The following is a 14,567-nucleotide window of genomic DNA, read 5'->3' as shown; positions in this document are numbered from 1 at the left end:
CTTCCACGCTCATGTTGCGGGCGCGTTGCGAAGTCGTGTCGGCCTGCGTCCCGCGGGCGCGGGTCGGCTCATGCCGGCCGGTCGAGGGCACCGAGCTTGGCCGGGTTGCCGTGGAGCTGGACGGTGCGGACGAGTCCGTCGCGCACTTCCAGGACCAGGCAGCGCAGCGACCCGTCGGGGGCGCTGGGCCCTTGGGGTGGGAGTGCCACGCGGTGCGGGCGCCCGGCGTGAACCGCACGTGCGCGCAGCCCACCGCGGACTGCTTGTCCGGGTTGCGGATCCCGTCGATGTAGACCGTGCCGGTGAACCAGTCCTGCGGCCCGGGGGCGGACTGACCGCCGCTCTGGGTGAACCTCATGCGATCTCTCCTCGTCCTGCTGGTGATGGCGCAGCTGCTGGAGCTGTCGATGGTGGTGGCGCCCACGACGGTGGGGTGCCTCCGGCGCATCCTCGCCCCGCCACCGCCCACAGCGCCACGTCGCAGACGGCCATCCCGGCCGCGCACCAGAACGGCGCCTTGCCACGACCGCCGAGGACGCCGGACGCAAGCGCCGCACCGAGCCCCACCGCGATGCGTGCGGATCGGGCGGGTGGGCGCGCCCCGGCCAGCACGGCGAGCTGGGCGCCGGCCAGCCCGGCCACGGCCTGGGCCCGCAGCGACGCCGGGGACCACCGGTGTGGGTAGCCGCGCACCCCGGTGGCGGCGTCGTCGTCCAGGTCGGGCAGGACGTTCAGCAGGTGGGCGGAGCAGCCGAGAAGCGCGCCGGCGACCGTCTGCCACAGCGGCGCCGGGCCCTGGCGGGGACCACCTCCGGTCAGATGCGGCACGTGCGGAAGCCCCCCGAAGGCCACGGCATACGGCAGGATCGAGGCGGTCGAGCGCTTGAGACCAGCGTTGTATGCCCAGCCCGACCCGACGACGAGGACCACATGGACGACTCCGGCAGCACCACCGCACCTGCCCGACAGGAGCAGACAGGCACCCGTGGCCACTCCGAGGGCCCTGCGGACCACCCGCGCAGCGGCGGGGTCGCTCGCGAGCGGCTTGTCGACGCGCCCCGCGACCCGGTCCCGCCCGGCGTCGACGAGGTCGTTGCCCCACCCGATCGTCAGCTGACCGGACAGGACGGTCGCGCCCACCAGCAGGACCCGCCGGCGGGGGAGGCCGCAGCCCGCGGCGAGGGCGGTGGCGAGCCCGGTCACGACGACGGTGGGGCCGGGGTGGCACGTGGCCGCCAGCAGGCGCAGGACGGAACGGGGCATGAGCCCACGGTAGGCCCCGGACCGAGGCACGGACGGCCCAGCTCGGTGGTCGCCGTCCGCGGCGTGCTGCCGACCCACACCTATCCGCAGCACGAGATCACCGCCGCGGTGGCGGAGTTCACCGGCGCCGCGTCTGGTCCTCGCCGCCGCATGCTCGAGCAGGTGCACGCCAACGCGGGCGTGCGCACCCGTCACCTGGCCATGCCGCTCGAGCGCTACGCGCGACTGGCGGACTTCGGCGAGGCCAACGACGTCTTCATCGAGGCCGCCGTCGACCTCGGGTGCGAAGCCGTCGAGGCGGCCCTGGCCGACGCCGGTCTCGCGCCGCGCGACGTGGACCTGCTCGTCAGCGCGACCGTGACCGGCCTGGCGGTGCCCTCGATCGACGCCCGGATCGCTGCCCGCCTGCGGATGCGTCCCGACGTCCGTCGGGTCCCGCTCGTCGGTCTCGGCTGCGTCGCCGGGGCGGCCGGCATCGCCCGCGTGCACGACCACCTCGTCGGTCACCCGGACCACGTGGCCGTGCTGGTCGCGGCCGAGATGTGCAGCCTGACGGTCCAGCGCGAGGACACCACTCCCGCCAACATGGTGGCCAGCGGGCTCTTCGGCGACGGCGCCGCCGCGGTCGTGATGGTCGGCGCGGACCGACGGCCGCCGGCAGACCCGGCGGGCCCGTCCACGCGGCCGCAGGTGCTGGACACCCGGTCGCGGTTCTACGACGACACCGAGCGCGCGATGGGTTGGGACGTCGGGGCCACCGGGCTGCGGATCGTGCTGGGCGTCGAGGTGCCCGAGCTCGTGCGCTCGCACGTGCGCGACGACGTCGACGGCTTCCTCGCGCTGCACGACCTCACGCGGGACGACATCGAGTGGTGGGTCGCCCACCCCGGCGGCCCCAAGGTCCTGGAGGCCATGCAGGACGCGCTCGAGGTCCCCCGCGACGCCCTCGGCGTCACCTGGGACTCCCTCGCAGCGATCGGCAACCTGTCCTCGGCGTCGGTGCTCCACGTCCTCGCCGACACCCTCCGCACCCGCCCGCCCCGGCCCGGGTCGTTGGGGATGCTGCTCGCGATGGGCCCGGGGTTCTGCCTCGAGATGGTCCTGCTGCGGGCCCCTGAGGACGCCCGATGAGGAGCCAGACCGCGTATGCCGGACTGGTCGCCGCCGTCGCGGCCGAGCGCCTCGCGGAGCTGGTGGTGTCGCGCCGCAACGCCGCCTGGTCCCTCGCCCAGGGTGGGCACGAGGTGGGGCGCGAGCACTACCCGGCCATGGTGGCCCTGCACACCGGGCTGCTCGGGGCGTGCCTCGCCGAGATGCACTGGGGCCAGCGGAGGTTCGGACGCGGGGGATGGGTCGCCCTCGCCGGTGTCGGGGCGGCCCAGGCGCTGCGGTGGTGGTGCATCCGCACCCTCGGTCCGCAGTGGAACACGCGCGTGATCGTCGTGCCCGGCGCCACCCGGGTCACGGGCGGCCCCTACCGCTGGCTCGACCACCCCAACTACGTCGCCGTCGTCGTCGAGGGCGTCGCCCTGCCGATGGCGCACGGATCCCGGTGGACCGCAGCGGGGTTCACGATCGCCAACGCAGCGCTGCTGGCTCGCCGCATCCGGGTCGAGGAGCAGGCGCTGCGCACGCTGCACGAGACGGCCTGACGGTGGCGAGGGACCCCCGAACGCCAGGCACCGGGGCCGACGCTCACGCCAGGGCGGACGTGGATCTGGTCGTCGTCGGCGGCGGACCGGTCGGGCTGGTCGCGGCTCTGCACGCGGCGCGGCTCGGGATGAGCGCCGTCGTCGTCGAGCCCCGCCTGTCACCGGTGGACAAGGCCTGCGGCGAGGGCATCATGCCGGCCGGCGTGGCCGAGCTCGCGGCTCTCGGGGTCCACCCGGACGGCCACCCGATCCGGGGCATCCGGTACGTCGACGGCAGTGCCCTCGACGGACGCGGCCCATCTGCCGACGCACCGGTCGGGCCGCAGCCTGGGCTCGGCGTGCGCCGCACGACCTTGCACGCCGCCCTGACCCGGGCCACGGAGGCGGCGGGGGACGGCATACGGCAGGTGCAGGATCGAGTCGTGGACCTGGCTCAGGACGACGGGGGGGTCACGGTGGGGCTGGCCGGGGGAGGCGAGGTGCGCGCCGGGCACGTGGTGGCGGCCGACGGGCTGCTCTCGCCGACGCGACGGCTGCTCGGGCTCGACCGTCCGTCGCGGGCGCCGCGGAGGCGCGGGCTGCGACGGCACTACCGGGTCGCGCCGTGGACGGACCACGTCGAGGTGCACTGGGGCCGGTCGTGCGAGGCCTATGTCACGCCCGTCGCGGACGACGTCGTGGGGGTGGCCGTGCTGACCGCCTGCGTCGGGGGATTCTCCGAGCAGCTCGTCGAGATGCCCTGGCTCGCAAGCCGTCTCGAGGCCGCCGCACCGCTGGACGAGGTGCGCGGGGCGGGGCCGCTACGACAGCGCGCGGCCCACCGCGTCGCCGGACGGGTGCTGCTGGCCGGCGACGCCGCCGGTTACGTGGACGCGCTGACGGGTGAGGGGCTGACGCTCGGGTGGAGACAGGCGAGGGCGGCGGTCGAGTGCGTCGCGGTCGGCGACGCCCGGGGCTACGAGGCCCGGTGGCACGCCATCGGAATGCCCGCCCGCGCGCTGACGAGCAGCCTCGTGGTGGCCACGCGCTCGACGGTCGTGCGACGGCACCTGGTCACGGCCGCTGCGCGCGTCCCGTGGGCGTACCGCTCGGCCGTCCGGGTCGTGGCCTCCTCGGGCTAGCTGCAGGCCACGCTGGCCCCGAGCACGCAGGCCCTCGATCATCGCCTGACGATGCACGTGAGGCCGTCACATCGGTCGGCGGTGCGCACGCGGGCCGACGTGACTAGCTCAGGTAGGGCTGCTCGGGGATGAACGAGGGGTCGTGCGTGCCGACCTTGCGCGCTGCCGCCAGGTGACCGCCGAGGAAGCCGCCCGCCCCGACGGCGCCGAGGGCGACGAGGCCCAGGGCCGCGCCGAGCCGGTGCCGGCCGTTGCGACGCGCCACCCACGACGCGACCTGCAGCCCGGCACCGGCGCCGTTGGCGATGGCGTGGACCACTCCGACGCGGCGGGACCGGGTGTCGGTCTCGGCATACTCCGACCAGCCCGACAGCGCGGCCGGCACGGCCGCCAGCACGCCGACGCCCGTCAGCAGGCGGGCCCCGTCGCGCGAGGCGTCGTCGCCAGCGAGGTCGAGCAGGCTCGCGCTCATCCACGTGCCCATGGGCACCTCGACGAGCAGGGGGTGCAGCGCGTGGCCGAGCCAGGCGCCCTGGAGCACCTGGCGCCGCAGGTCGTCGGCGACGATCGCGCCTGAGACGCGGTCACCCACGGTCACGACGGGGTCGAGGACGGTGGCTCTCTCGATGGCGTGCACGGGTGCGGCGAGCGGCGTGCGGGGTCGGGTGGTCGGCTGGTCGCGGACGGTGTCGCTGGTCATGAGGACTCCTGGTGGGAGAGGGCGGTATGGCGGGAAGGGGTGGCCGTAGAGATCAGGCGCGCACGTGTCGGGAGCGCAGCTCGGGCAGGACCTCCTTGCCGTACGCCTCGATCATCTCGGCGTAGCGCGGCCCCATGTTGGCGACGTAGACGTCGTCGAACCCGGCCTCGACGAACGGCGTGAACGCGTCGACGTGCCCCTGCACGGAGTCGCCGAAGGTCGCCGACCCCGCGATCTTGTCGCGGGTCACGAGCTCGGCCGCCTGCTCGAAGTGCTGGGGGCTCGGCAGCACCTGGCTCAGCTCGCCCGGCACCCCCGCGTTGGGCCACAGGCGGTAGGCGTCGTCGATGGCCTGCTCCTTGTCCGAGCCCCAGCCGACCTTGAAGCCCGCCTGGGTCGGGGCGTGGGTGCCCTTGGCCTGGCGAAAGGTCCGCACGCTTTCGGCATCAGGCATCGTCGTCACGAAGCCGTCGCCCACCCGGCAGGCCAGGTCGAGCGCCTTGGGCCCGAAGGCCGACACGAAGATCTGCGGCGTCTCCTCGGGCAGGGAGTAGATCCGCGCCGTGTCCACGGTGTAATAGGGGCCCTCGTGTGAGACGACCTCGCCGGTCCACAGCTCGCGGATCAGCCCTATGGCCTCCTCGAGCATCTCGAGCCGCTGGCCGGCGTGCGGCCAGACGTCGCCGAGGATGTGCTCGTTGAGCGCCTCGCCGGAGCCGACGCCGAGGGTGAACCTCCCCGGGCCGAGCAGGCACGCGCTGGTGGCGGCGGCCTGGGCGACGATCGCCGGGTGGATCCGCACCGTCGGGCAGGTCACGGCGGTCGTGACGGGCAGGTCGCAGACCTGGCTGATCGCCCCGATCGCGGACCACACGAAGGCGGACTCGCCCTGCGCGTCGGTCCACGGGTGGAAGTGGTCGCTGATCCACAGGGCGTCGAAGCCTGCCTCGCCCGCGAGGCGGGCCTGCTCGACGATCTCGGCGGGGGAGTACTCCTCGCAGGACAGGAAGTAGCCGATGCGCTTCACGGTCGTGCCTCCTTCGTGGTGGGGCTGCTGCTCCCCATCCCACCAGGGCGCGTGGCCCGGGGGGAGGTTGTCAGCCGCAAGACTCGACGGTCGCTCGACGCTCGCGGTCAGCGGGCGAGCACCGTGCCGGCCCCGCGGTCGGCGGCCCGGTCCGCGACGTATGCCGCGAAGACGACGTCGGTCGCCGCGATGCCGAGGTTCTGGCAGAGGAGCCGCCCGTCGGGGCGGGGACGCCGGATCGCGTCGCCGGTCCACCCGGACGCGGCCGGGTAGTCGGCGGCGAGCTTCGTCGGGGCGACGGCCGCCAGCTGCTCCTCGTCGTCGAAGACGACCGGCCGATGCTCAGCCCGGAGACGACGGTGCCGGCGCCCTCGACCGCGGCCCTCGGGTCGTCGGTGACCTGGACCACCAGGTCGGGCACGGCCTCGGCCGCCCACGCCGACAGGTCCTCGCGCGCCTCGGGGCGGCGGGCGTAGACCCGGGTCTCGGCATACCCCCGGGCCTCCAGCACCAGCAGGTGCGACCGCGCCTGGACCCCCGCGCCGAGGAAGGCCACGGGCAGCAGGTGCTGGACCTCGGCGTCGGACAGGTACCGCAGCGGCGGGAGACTCACCCGTCGACCCTGGGGGACGGCGCGGGCATGGTGACGGCCCCGCCGCGAGGGGGACGCGACGGGGCCGTGCGAGGGGGAGGGGGTCGGTCAGCGACCCCGGTAGCCCGGGACCTCCGGGTTGAACGCCGCCAGCGTCCAGCGGTCGAAGGAGCGGAGCCAGGTCTTCATGAGCGTCATCGGGTGACCTCCTGTCGTCGGTGTGCATGGTGCGGGCACCCCGTTGTGTCACCACTGAGAAGTATGATGAAAAGCGGCGCCATGATGCAAATAGCAGATTATTGTCGATCCGTATGACAGGGCACAGCCGGTGCTGCCGCCCGAGGACGACCTGCGGCGACAGGTCGCCCGCGAGCCGCTGCGCAACGTGGTCACCACCCGCACCGGCTGCCCCTACCGGGGGTAAGGGCATCAGCCGGGCTTCGTTCGCCAGGCTGATGATCCCGCCGGGGGTAAGGGCATCAGCCGGGCTTCGTTCGCCTGCGTTGCGGCCCCCCACGCTGCCGCACCCGTCTCGGGCGGGACCGGCATAATCGGGCGGGACCGGCATAATGCTGCGATGGTCCCTCCCGAGGTGCGCGCCGCCCTGGACGCCCTGCGTCGTCAGACGCTCGAGCGGGTCCATGACCTGGAGCGCGACCGGTCGCGCATCGTCGACGCGAGCAGGTCGAGCAACGCCGACGACGAGCACGACCCCGAGGGTCAGACCATCGCCTGGGACCGTGAGCAGACCGCCGCCCTGCTGCGGGACGCCCGCGCGCGGCTCGCCGAGATCGACGTCGCGTCGGCCCGGCTCGACGGCGGGTGGGACGGGAGCTGCGAGGTGTGCGGCGGGCCGATCCCGCCCGGTCGCCTGCTTGCCCGCCCGACCACGGCGCGCTGCGTGGGGTGCGCCTGAGCGCGAGTCCCCGCGAGATGCCGAAGCGGCCTAGGGTGAGGGACATGGACTTTCGATACCTCGGCAACAGCGGTCTGAAGATCAGTGAGATCACCTACGGCAACTGGCTCACCCACGGATCCCAGGTCGAGAACGAGACCGCGAAGCGCTGCGTGCGCGCCGCGCTCGACGAGGGCATCACGTCCTTCGACACCGCCGACGTCTACGCCAACACCAAGGCCGAGACCGTGCTCGGCGAGGCCCTCAAGGGCGAGCGCCGCGAGTCGCTGGAGATCTTCACCAAGGTCTACTGGCCCACCGGCCCGGGAGGGCACAACGACTGCGGCCTGTCCCGCAAGCACGTGATGGAGTCGATCAACGGCTCGCTGCGGCGGCTGCAGACCGACTACGTCGACCTCTACCAGGCGCACCGGTTCGACACGGAGACGCCGTTGGAGGAGACCATGCAGGCCTTCGCCGACATCGTCAGGCAGGGCAAGGCGCTCTACATCGGTGTGAGCGAGTGGACCGCCGACCAGATCCGCGCCGGTCACGCCCTCGCCAAGGACCTCGGCATCTCCCTGGTCTCCAGCCAGCCGCAGTACTCCATGCTGTGGCGCGTCATCGAGCCCGAGGTCGTCCCCGCCTGCGAGGAGCTCGGCATCTCCCAGATCGTGTGGAGCCCGATGGCGCAGGGGGTCCTGTCCGGCAAGTACCTCCCGGGCCAGCAGCCGTCCACCGACACGCGCGCCGGGCACTCCGAGGCCGGCCAGTCCATGAGGGACCTGATGCGCGACGAGGTGCTCGAGGCGGTCCAGGGGCTCAAGCCGGTCGCCGCCGACGCCGGCCTGACCATGCCGCAGCTCGCCATCGCCTGGGTCCTGCAGAACGACAACGTCGCAGCCGCCCTCGTGGGCGCCTCCCGGCCCGAGCAGATCAAGGACAACGTCAGGGCCGCCGGGGTGCGTCTCGACGACGAGATCATGCGACGGGTCGACGAGGCGCTCGGCGGGGTGGTCGAGCGTGACCCGGGTCAGACGGCTGCGCGCGCACCGAAGTCCCGGCCCTGCTGATGACGGAGCTCACCGAGGAGGAGCTCGCCTTCCTGCAGGGATGCTTCGACCTGGCGCGCGACGGTGACCCGCAGCTCGCCCACCTTGTGGACGAGGGGCTCCCCGTCAACCTCACCAACGCCAAGGGCGACACGCTGCTGATCCTCGCCGCATACCACCAGCACGACGCCCTCGTGTCGGCGCTGCTGGCGCGCGGCGCCGACACCGAGCGGGTCAACGACAACGGGCAGACCGCGCTGGCCTCGGCGTGCTTTCGCCGCAACGCCGAGATCGTGAGCTCGCTGCTGCGTGCCGGGGCCGACCCCGCGACCGGGGAGCGCTCGGCGCTGGCGATCTGCGAGTTCTTCGCCCTGCCCGAGATGCTCGAGCTGCTTCGCGCCGCACCAGCCCCTCCCACCCCTCGATGATCGTGAGGGTCTGGTCCACCATCCTTGGACCAAACCCTCACGATCCTGGTGGCGGCGGTGAGCTGGTGGAGACGGTGGAGCGGTGAGGTGTCGGGAGGTCAGGCGGAGGGGTGGGTCATGTCCATGGGGACCACCCAGCGGTCGAAGTCGCCCTCGCTCACGTCCCCGCTCGCGATCGCGGCCTCGCGCAGCGTGGTGCCCTCCTTGTGGGCCCGCTTGGCGATGGCGGCGGCCTTGTCATAGCCGATGTGCCGGTTGAGCGCGGTCACGACCATGAGGTTCTGCTCGAGGTTGGCCTCGATGCGCTCGCGCTGCGGCTCGATGCCGACGGCGCAGTGCAGCCGGAAGGACTCGCACCCGTCGGAGATCAGCCGGATCGACTCGAGCACCGCGTGCGCCATGACGGGCTTGTAGACGTTGAGCTGGAAGTTGCCCTGCGAGCCGGCGAACGCGACGGTCGCGTCGTTGCCGAAGACCCGCGTGGCCACCATCGTCAGCGCCTCGCACTGCGTCGGGTTGACCTTGCCCGGCATGATGCTCGACCCCGGCTCGTTCTCGGGGATGGTGATCTCGCCGATGCCGTTGCGGGGTCCTGAGGCGAGCCACCGGACGTCGTTGGCGACCTTCATCAGCGCGCCGCCGAGCGTGCGCAGCGCCGCGCTGACGCCGACGAGCGCGTCGTGGGCGGACAGCGCGGCGAACAGGTTGGGGGCCTGGACGAAGCCCAGCCCGGTCTCGTCGGCGATCTTGCGGGCCGCCAGGGCGCCGAACTCCGGGTGGGCGTTGAGGCCGGTCCCGACGGCGGTGCCGCCGATCGCGAGCTCGAGGACGCGGTCCTCGGACTGACGGACGGCGTCGAGGGCCTGGTCGATCTGCGCGACCCAGCCGCCGATCTCCTGACCGAGGGTGATCGGCGTGGCGTCCTGCAGGTGGGTGCGCCCGACCTTGACGACGTCGGCGAACTCCTCGCTCTTGCGGGCGAGCTCGTCCCGCAGCGCCTCGACGTGGGGATAGAGACGCTCGGTCAGCTCGAGGGCCACGGCGATGTGCATGGCCGTGGGGAAGGTGTCGTTGCTGGACTGGCCGCGGTTGACGTGGTCGTTGGGGTGCACGGGCTCCTTGCTGCCCATCACGCCTCCTGCCAGCTCGATGGCGCGGTTGGAGACCACCTCGTTGGCGTTCATGTTGGACTGCGTCCCGGACCCGGTCTGAAAGACGACGAGGGGGAAGTGGTCGTCGAGCCGTCCGGCGATCACCTCGTCGGCGGCGCGGACCACGAGGTCGGCGACGTCCTGGGGGAGCTGACCCAGCTCGGCGTTGGCCAGGGCGGCGGACTTCTTGAGGATGCCGAGGGCCCGGATCATGGGGGCGCCCCAGACGAAGGTGTCGCGGCCGATGTCGAAGTTGCCCAGGCTGCGCTGCGTCTGAGCCCCCCAGTACCGGTCCTCGGCGACCTCGACGGTGCCCATGCTGTCTCGTTCGGTGCGCGTGCTCGTCATGCCCCCACCGTATGCCGGAGGCCTGGGGACCGTGAGGCTGCCTCGCCCGCAGACGCGGTCGCTGCCCGGTGCCGCCCGCTAGATGTGGTAGTCGTCGAGCCCGGCGAGGGCCGCCTCCTCGACCGGCTCTCCCGCGGCGGCGGCCACGGCGACCGCGTCGGCGGCCTCGGAGAACTCGTAGCGCCGCTTGTAGAGGTCGAACAGGGCGATGATCGTGGCTCCGACGGGCACGCCGAGCAGCGCTCCCGAGGCGCCGAACAGCGCTCCGCCCATCATCGCGGACCCGAACGCGACGGCGGGGTGCACGTCGACCGCCCGGGCGCTGATGCGCGGCTCGACGAAGATGTTCTCGACCTGCTGGTAGGCGATCGCGTACAGCAGCACCCACAGGCCGTCGCGGGGCTCGCTGCTGACCACGCCCACGAGCACGGGCAGCACGATCGAGACGTAGGTGCCGATGTTGGGGACGAACTGGGCGACCAGGCCGGTCCACAGGGCCAGCGGCAGCCAGTAGGGCAGGTCGATGATCCACATGAACACGCCCATGGCGGTGGCGTTGATCGCGGCGAGCACCAGCCGGCTGGAGACGTAGCCGCCGATCTTGACGAGCCCGATCTCCCACATGCTGAGGACGACCCCTTGCAGGCGCGGTGGGAACAGCCGGGCGAGCCAGGTCCGCAGCCGGGGCGCGTCCGCGGACAGGTAGAAGGTGAACAGCAGGAAGGCGAAGGTGCTGAGCAGCGCGGACAGCAGGCTCGTGACAAAGCCCAGCAGGCCGGTCGCGAGCTGGCCGGCGAGGGCGGTGATCCGCTCGGAGCTGAGGTTGAGCCGGTCCATGATCGAGCTCTGGTCGATGTCGAGGCCGAAGCGCTGGTTGGCCTGCTCGACGGCGGACTGGACCAGGCTGGGTGCCTGGGTCACGAGGCTGGTCAGCTGGTCGCGCAGCATGCCGCCGAAGGCGAGGAAGAAGGCCACGAGCAGGACCGCCACACCGAGCATGACCAGCGCGGTGGCGATGGGGCGCGGCATCCGCCCGGCCAGGCGCGAGACGGCTGGCTCCATCGCGGAGGCGGCGAAGAAGGCCATCAGTGCGGTGAACAGCACCGGGGCGCCGTCCGCGAGCACGAATCGCGCGAACGTCGCCAGAGCCAGGACGGCCACCACGACCCACGCGGCCCGCCATACGGAGTGCTGGTCCAGGACGACGGTGGCCGCCGGGGTCGCGTCGGCCTCGGGCGCGCGCTCGACGACCGGCTGTCCGGTCGGTCCGGTCGGCCCGGACGACGCCGGCGCGTCCACTGGATCCGGCTCGGTCGCCGGTCGCCTGGGCAGTCGCAGTCTCACCGTGGGTCCCTCCGACAGGTCGTATGCCGTCCCGCCCACGGTCACGCGGGGTGCGGGCTCGGCGCGACGAGCGTAACGCCGACCAGTTCGGTTCAACGACCGGTCACCGACGGTAGTGTGCCCCCCGTGCCACACGAGCAGGCCGCGCCGTCGGGCGCCCCCGACGAGCGTCAGACGCGCCGGCTGCTGGTGTATCTCGCGGCGGCCCTGGTCGCGGGCGGCATGCCGGTCCACGAGGTCGAGGCCGACGTGCGGCGGTGCGCGCGGGCGCTGGGCCAGTCCGGCTGCCAGCTGTCCGCGCTGCCCACGGGTGTCGTCCTGTCGCTGGGCTACGGCTCGCCGGCGACCTTCGAGGCCGTCGAGGGCTCGCTGCGGCTGGACCAGAGCGCCGAGGTCAACGTCATCCAGCGGGGCCTCGAGGACGGGACCGTCACCGCGACCGAGGCGCTCGAGCGACTCGTCACCCTGCGTGCTCGACCGCACCGCTACGACGTGCCCGGCATGTATGCCGGGGGCGCGTTCGTGGCCGCCGGCATCGCCCTGATCCTGCAGCCGTCGCTGCGCAGCGTGCTGTTCGCCCTGGTCTGCAGCCCGCTCGTCGTCGCGCTCCTGCGTGTCAGCGGGCGCCACCGGCTGCTGACGATCCTGTTCCCGAGCGTGGCGGCCTTCGTCGTGAGCCTGCTCGCGTTCTGGGCGGGGGAGCACGGCTGGGTGCCCGGCCCGTTGCGCAGCCTGCTGCCGCCCCTCGCCGTCCTGCTCCCGGGGGCGCTCATCGTCACGGGGCTGTCCGAGCTGGCGGCGGGTGCCATGGTGGCGGGGACCTCCCGGCTCGTCTACGGCGCGAGCCAGCTCGTGCTCTTCGGCCTGGGGGTGGGGGCGGCGGCGGTCCTGCTGCGGGTGCCGCCGGACCTGCTCGCCAACGATCGCAGCCACGACCTGGGCTGGTGGGCGGCCCTCGTGGGCCTGGTCGTGCTGACCGTCGGCATCAGCCTGATGGAGGCCGTCCCGCCGCGTCTCGTGCCGTGGGTCCTGCTGATCCTCGCCGCGACGTTCGCTTCGCAGGTCCTGGGCCAGGCGCTGGTGCCGAGCCCGTGGTTCGGGGCCTTCCTCGGTGCGGTGGCCGCGAGCCTCGGGGCGAGCGCCGTCGAGCTGCTGCGTCCCCGGCTGCCGCGCCTGGTGGTCTTCCTGCCGAGCTTCTGGCTGCTCGTCCCCGGCTCGCTGGGGCTCATGTCGGTGACCCAGCTCGGCCTGGACACCCCCTTCGCGGCGGACACGATCGCGCTGTCCGTCGGAGTCATCTGCGCCATCTCCGTGGGCCTGGTCGTCGGGTCCGGCATTGCGCGGGGGGCGTGGTTCGTGGGGCGCGTCTCGCGCTCCCAGCTGCGTCAGCGCGCCGGCCGGTGGGACCGGGTCAGTCACCGTCCGGGGCGCTCGCGCTGACGAGCCGCAGCACCGGGGAGGGGTCCGTCGCGGTCTCGACCGCACCTCCCGCGGCGCGCACCTCGAGGTGCAGGTGGCAGCCGTCCGGCGCACCCAGGTCGCCCGCCTCGGCGAGCGGGGTGCCCGGCTCCACGCGCTGCCCGGGGGAGACGAGCAGGCGTCGCGCGTGCCCGACCAGCGTGTCCCTGGTCCCGTCCGCGGAGCGGACGCGGAGGGCGAGCGGGCCGTATGCCGGACCGGGTCGTCGCGGGGCCGCCGGATCGACGACGGTGCCGGCGTGGCCGGCGGTGATCACCGTGCCGCAGGGCAGGGCCACATCGGTCCCGTGGTGGAAGCCCTGCCCTCCCGGGCACCGCGGGTCCGCTCGGTAGGAGGGCGCGGTGGTGCAGCCGTAGGGCACCATCACGGGCCAGGCCCCCGCGAACCACGGCGAGCGGTGCAGCGAACGATCCGTGTCGTAGAAGCGGTTGGCCGGGTCGAGCCCCGCCGGCAGGACGGCCGTCGTCGACGGTGACCCCGTGGCCGTCGAGGCCGTCGAGGGCGCCGAGGTCATCGAGGGCGTCGAGGGCGCCGAGGCGGCAGGGGAGTCCGCCGAGAGGTCACGGGCAGCCGGCGGGGTGTCGCCCGGCACGGTGATCTCGAGCCGGGTCGGCGTCGGCGTCGGGTCCGGCGGCGCGCAGGCCGTCAGAGCTGTCGTCGCCGTCAGCGCCGTCAGCGCCGTTATCGCCCTCATCGCGGGCGTCCCCGTGAGGGTGGCGGCGGTGGCGGCACGACCGGGCCCGGGGCTCACAGGTCGACGACCACCACGGTGACGTTGTCCCGGCCGCCGGCGTCGAGGGCCTCGTGCACCAGCGCCCGGGTCGCGGTGCCGGGGTCCTGGTCCGCGAGCAGCGTAGTGATGCGGGCGTCGTCCAGCTCGCCGTTGAGGCCGTCGGAGCACAGCAGCAGCCGACCGGTCGCGGGCACGACCGCCACGCCCGGCGTCGCCTCGCCGTGCAGGTCGTCGGTGATAGCCCTCGTGATGCGGTACTGCCCCGGGTGGGTGCGCGCCTGCTCGAGCGTGATCATGCCGAGGTCGACCATCTCCTGGGCGACGTTGTGGTCGCTCGTGAGCGCCACCAGCTCCCCGTCCACCAGCAAGTAGGCCCGGCTGTCCCCGACCCACGCGACCACGAGCTGCCCGTCCGCGCCGCGGGCGGCGACCACGAGGGTCGTGCCCATGCCCGCCGTCACCGGGTCCTGGCGGGCCCGGTCGACCACCGCGCCCCTCGCCGCGGCCACGGCGTCCTCCAGCAGCCCCCGCACGTCCTCGCTGCGGCCCACCGCGCCACCACCGGCCATCCGCACGACGGCGTCGACGGCCACCTGGCTCGCGACCTCGCCGCCGGCATGCCCGCCCATGCCGTCCGCCACGACCCACAGGTCGTCCTCCACGGCGTAGGCGTCCTCGTTGTGGTCGCTGACGCGCCCCCGGTCGGTGAGGGCGGCGTGGCGCTGCGACGTCGTCATGCCAGCATCCTGACACGGGAGGCCGGGCGAGCACCGCAGCGGCGG

Annotated in this window: 16 protein-coding genes; 7 read left to right on the top strand and 9 right to left on the bottom strand. The window is 73.5% G+C overall.

Annotation, left to right across the window (positions count from 1 at the left end):
* Nucleotides 1-68: 68 nt before the first annotated feature.
* Nucleotides 69-209, bottom strand: coding sequence for a hypothetical protein (locus ACF3NS_RS12435; RefSeq protein WP_154592882.1), 141 nt, complete (start codon nt 207-209; stop codon nt 69-71).
* Nucleotides 210-354: 145 nt separating this feature from the next.
* On the bottom strand, nt 355-1,263 hold the full coding sequence (locus tag ACF3NS_RS12430) for a UbiA family prenyltransferase (RefSeq protein WP_392466385.1): 909 nt from the start codon (nt 1,261-1,263) through the stop codon (nt 355-357).
* 45 nt (nt 1,264-1,308) lie between these two features.
* On the opposite strand from ACF3NS_RS12430, the gene ACF3NS_RS12425 reads away from it, so the two are divergent.
* From ACF3NS_RS12425 to ACF3NS_RS12415, 3 genes are read left to right on the top strand one after another with little or no spacing between them, the layout of a single operon-like run.
* The gene (locus ACF3NS_RS12425; protein WP_311966467.1) at nt 1,309-2,394 is read left to right on the top strand and encodes a 3-oxoacyl-[acyl-carrier-protein] synthase III C-terminal domain-containing protein; all 1,086 of its coding nucleotides are present in this window, start codon (nt 1,309-1,311) and stop codon (nt 2,392-2,394) included.
* A complete protein-coding gene (locus tag ACF3NS_RS12420) occupies nt 2,391-2,915 on the top strand; it encodes an isoprenylcysteine carboxyl methyltransferase family protein (RefSeq protein ID WP_154592880.1) in 525 nt (174 codons plus the stop codon). The genes ACF3NS_RS12425 and ACF3NS_RS12420 overlap by 4 nt, the downstream gene beginning before the upstream one ends.
* A gap of 59 nt (nt 2,916-2,974) precedes the next feature.
* Nucleotides 2,975-4,036 (top strand): NAD(P)/FAD-dependent oxidoreductase, encoded by a 1,062-nt coding sequence (locus tag ACF3NS_RS12415; RefSeq protein ID WP_392466382.1) that lies wholly within the window; start codon nt 2,975-2,977, stop codon nt 4,034-4,036.
* 103 nt (nt 4,037-4,139) lie between these two features.
* On the opposite strand, the gene ACF3NS_RS12410 is transcribed toward ACF3NS_RS12415, so the two are convergent.
* From ACF3NS_RS12410 to ACF3NS_RS12400, 3 genes are all read right to left on the bottom strand, one after another.
* Nucleotides 4,140-4,736, bottom strand: coding sequence for a DUF2231 domain-containing protein (locus tag ACF3NS_RS12410; protein ID WP_392466380.1), 597 nt, complete (start codon nt 4,734-4,736; stop codon nt 4,140-4,142).
* Nucleotides 4,737-4,788: 52 nt separating this feature from the next.
* Nucleotides 4,789-5,763 (bottom strand): TIGR03557 family F420-dependent LLM class oxidoreductase, encoded by a 975-nt coding sequence (locus ACF3NS_RS12405; protein ID WP_392466378.1) that lies wholly within the window; start codon nt 5,761-5,763, stop codon nt 4,789-4,791.
* A 70-nt stretch (nt 5,764-5,833) separates the two neighbouring features.
* Nucleotides 5,834-6,319: a hypothetical protein gene (locus ACF3NS_RS12400; protein ID WP_392469130.1), complete on the bottom strand. Its 486-nt coding sequence runs from the start codon at nt 6,317-6,319 to the stop codon at nt 5,834-5,836.
* A gap of 613 nt (nt 6,320-6,932) precedes the next feature.
* Here ACF3NS_RS12400 and ACF3NS_RS12395 point away from each other — a divergent pair.
* Genes ACF3NS_RS12395 through ACF3NS_RS12385 form a run of 3 tightly spaced genes read left to right on the top strand, consistent with a single transcriptional unit; the run spans nt 6,933 to nt 8,730 of the window.
* Entirely contained in the window at nt 6,933-7,271 is a 339-nt protein-coding gene (locus ACF3NS_RS12395; protein ID WP_392466376.1) for a TraR/DksA family transcriptional regulator, read from the top strand.
* Between the two features lie 44 nt (nt 7,272-7,315).
* A complete protein-coding gene (locus ACF3NS_RS12390) occupies nt 7,316-8,323 on the top strand; it encodes an aldo/keto reductase family protein (protein WP_392466373.1) in 1,008 nt (335 codons plus the stop codon).
* On the top strand, nt 8,323-8,730 hold the full coding sequence (locus ACF3NS_RS12385) for an ankyrin repeat domain-containing protein (RefSeq protein ID WP_288798069.1): 408 nt from the start codon (nt 8,323-8,325) through the stop codon (nt 8,728-8,730). Before ACF3NS_RS12390 ends, ACF3NS_RS12385 begins: the two co-directional genes overlap by 1 nt.
* 98 nt (nt 8,731-8,828) lie before the next feature.
* Here ACF3NS_RS12385 and fumC read toward each other — a convergent pair whose 3' ends face one another.
* Together fumC and ACF3NS_RS12375 are read right to left on the bottom strand one after the other, a co-directional pair.
* Nucleotides 8,829-10,229 carry a class II fumarate hydratase gene (fumC, locus tag ACF3NS_RS12380; RefSeq protein WP_154592876.1) on the bottom strand — a complete coding sequence of 467 codons (1,401 nt, stop codon included), beginning with the start codon at nt 10,227-10,229 and terminating at the stop codon, nt 8,829-8,831.
* A 78-nt stretch (nt 10,230-10,307) separates the two neighbouring features.
* On the bottom strand, nt 10,308-11,573 hold the full coding sequence (locus ACF3NS_RS12375) for an AI-2E family transporter (protein ID WP_288798071.1): 1,266 nt from the start codon (nt 11,571-11,573) through the stop codon (nt 10,308-10,310).
* Nucleotides 11,574-11,699: 126 nt separating this feature from the next.
* Here ACF3NS_RS12375 and ACF3NS_RS12370 point away from each other — a divergent pair, with 126 nt between their 5' ends.
* Nucleotides 11,700-13,013: a threonine/serine exporter family protein gene (locus ACF3NS_RS12370; RefSeq protein WP_311966464.1), complete on the top strand. Its 1,314-nt coding sequence runs from the start codon at nt 11,700-11,702 to the stop codon at nt 13,011-13,013.
* Here the strand turns inward: ACF3NS_RS12370 and ACF3NS_RS12365 are convergent.
* Nucleotides 12,985-13,746: a M23 family metallopeptidase gene (locus ACF3NS_RS12365; protein WP_392466368.1), complete on the bottom strand. Its 762-nt coding sequence runs from the start codon at nt 13,744-13,746 to the stop codon at nt 12,985-12,987. The two genes, ACF3NS_RS12370 and ACF3NS_RS12365, sit on opposite strands and share 29 nt — an antisense overlap.
* 53 nt (nt 13,747-13,799) lie before the next feature.
* A complete protein-coding gene (locus ACF3NS_RS12360; protein ID WP_154592873.1) occupies nt 13,800-14,522 on the bottom strand; it encodes a PP2C family serine/threonine-protein phosphatase in 723 nt (240 codons plus the stop codon).
* Nucleotides 14,523-14,567 lie beyond the last annotated feature (45 nt).

Origin of the sequence: Arsenicicoccus cauae (assembly GCF_043162025.1) — a bacterium.
GTDB classification, from domain to species: domain Bacteria; phylum Actinomycetota; class Actinomycetes; order Actinomycetales; family Dermatophilaceae; genus Arsenicicoccus; species Arsenicicoccus cauae.
Note: the sequence above shows the minus strand (reverse complement) of the source record. Positions and strands in the feature narration are given on the sequence as shown.

What these genes read in the sequence shown, in the direction of transcription:
- ACF3NS_RS12430 (WP_392466385.1), bottom strand. Translation starts at nt 1,263, where the DNA reads ATGCCCCGTTCCGTCCTGCGCCTGCTGGCGGCCACGTGCCACCCCGGC.
- ACF3NS_RS12420 (WP_154592880.1), top strand. Translation starts at nt 2,391, where the DNA reads ATGAGGAGCCAGACCGCGTATGCCGGACTGGTCGCCGCCGTCGCGGCC.
- ACF3NS_RS12410 (WP_392466380.1), bottom strand. Translation starts at nt 4,736, where the DNA reads ATGACCAGCGACACCGTCCGCGACCAGCCGACCACCCGACCCCGCACG.
- ACF3NS_RS12395 (WP_392466376.1), top strand. Translation starts at nt 6,933, where the DNA reads ATGGTCCCTCCCGAGGTGCGCGCCGCCCTGGACGCCCTGCGTCGTCAG.
- ACF3NS_RS12390 (WP_392466373.1), top strand. Translation starts at nt 7,316, where the DNA reads ATGGACTTTCGATACCTCGGCAACAGCGGTCTGAAGATCAGTGAGATC.
- ACF3NS_RS12385 (WP_288798069.1), top strand. Translation starts at nt 8,323, where the DNA reads ATGACGGAGCTCACCGAGGAGGAGCTCGCCTTCCTGCAGGGATGCTTC.
- fumC (WP_154592876.1), bottom strand. Translation starts at nt 10,229, where the DNA reads ATGACGAGCACGCGCACCGAACGAGACAGCATGGGCACCGTCGAGGTC.
- ACF3NS_RS12365 (WP_392466368.1), bottom strand. Translation starts at nt 13,746, where the DNA reads ATGAGGGCGATAACGGCGCTGACGGCGCTGACGGCGACGACAGCTCTG.
- ACF3NS_RS12360 (WP_154592873.1), bottom strand. Translation starts at nt 14,522, where the DNA reads ATGACGACGTCGCAGCGCCACGCCGCCCTCACCGACCGGGGGCGCGTC.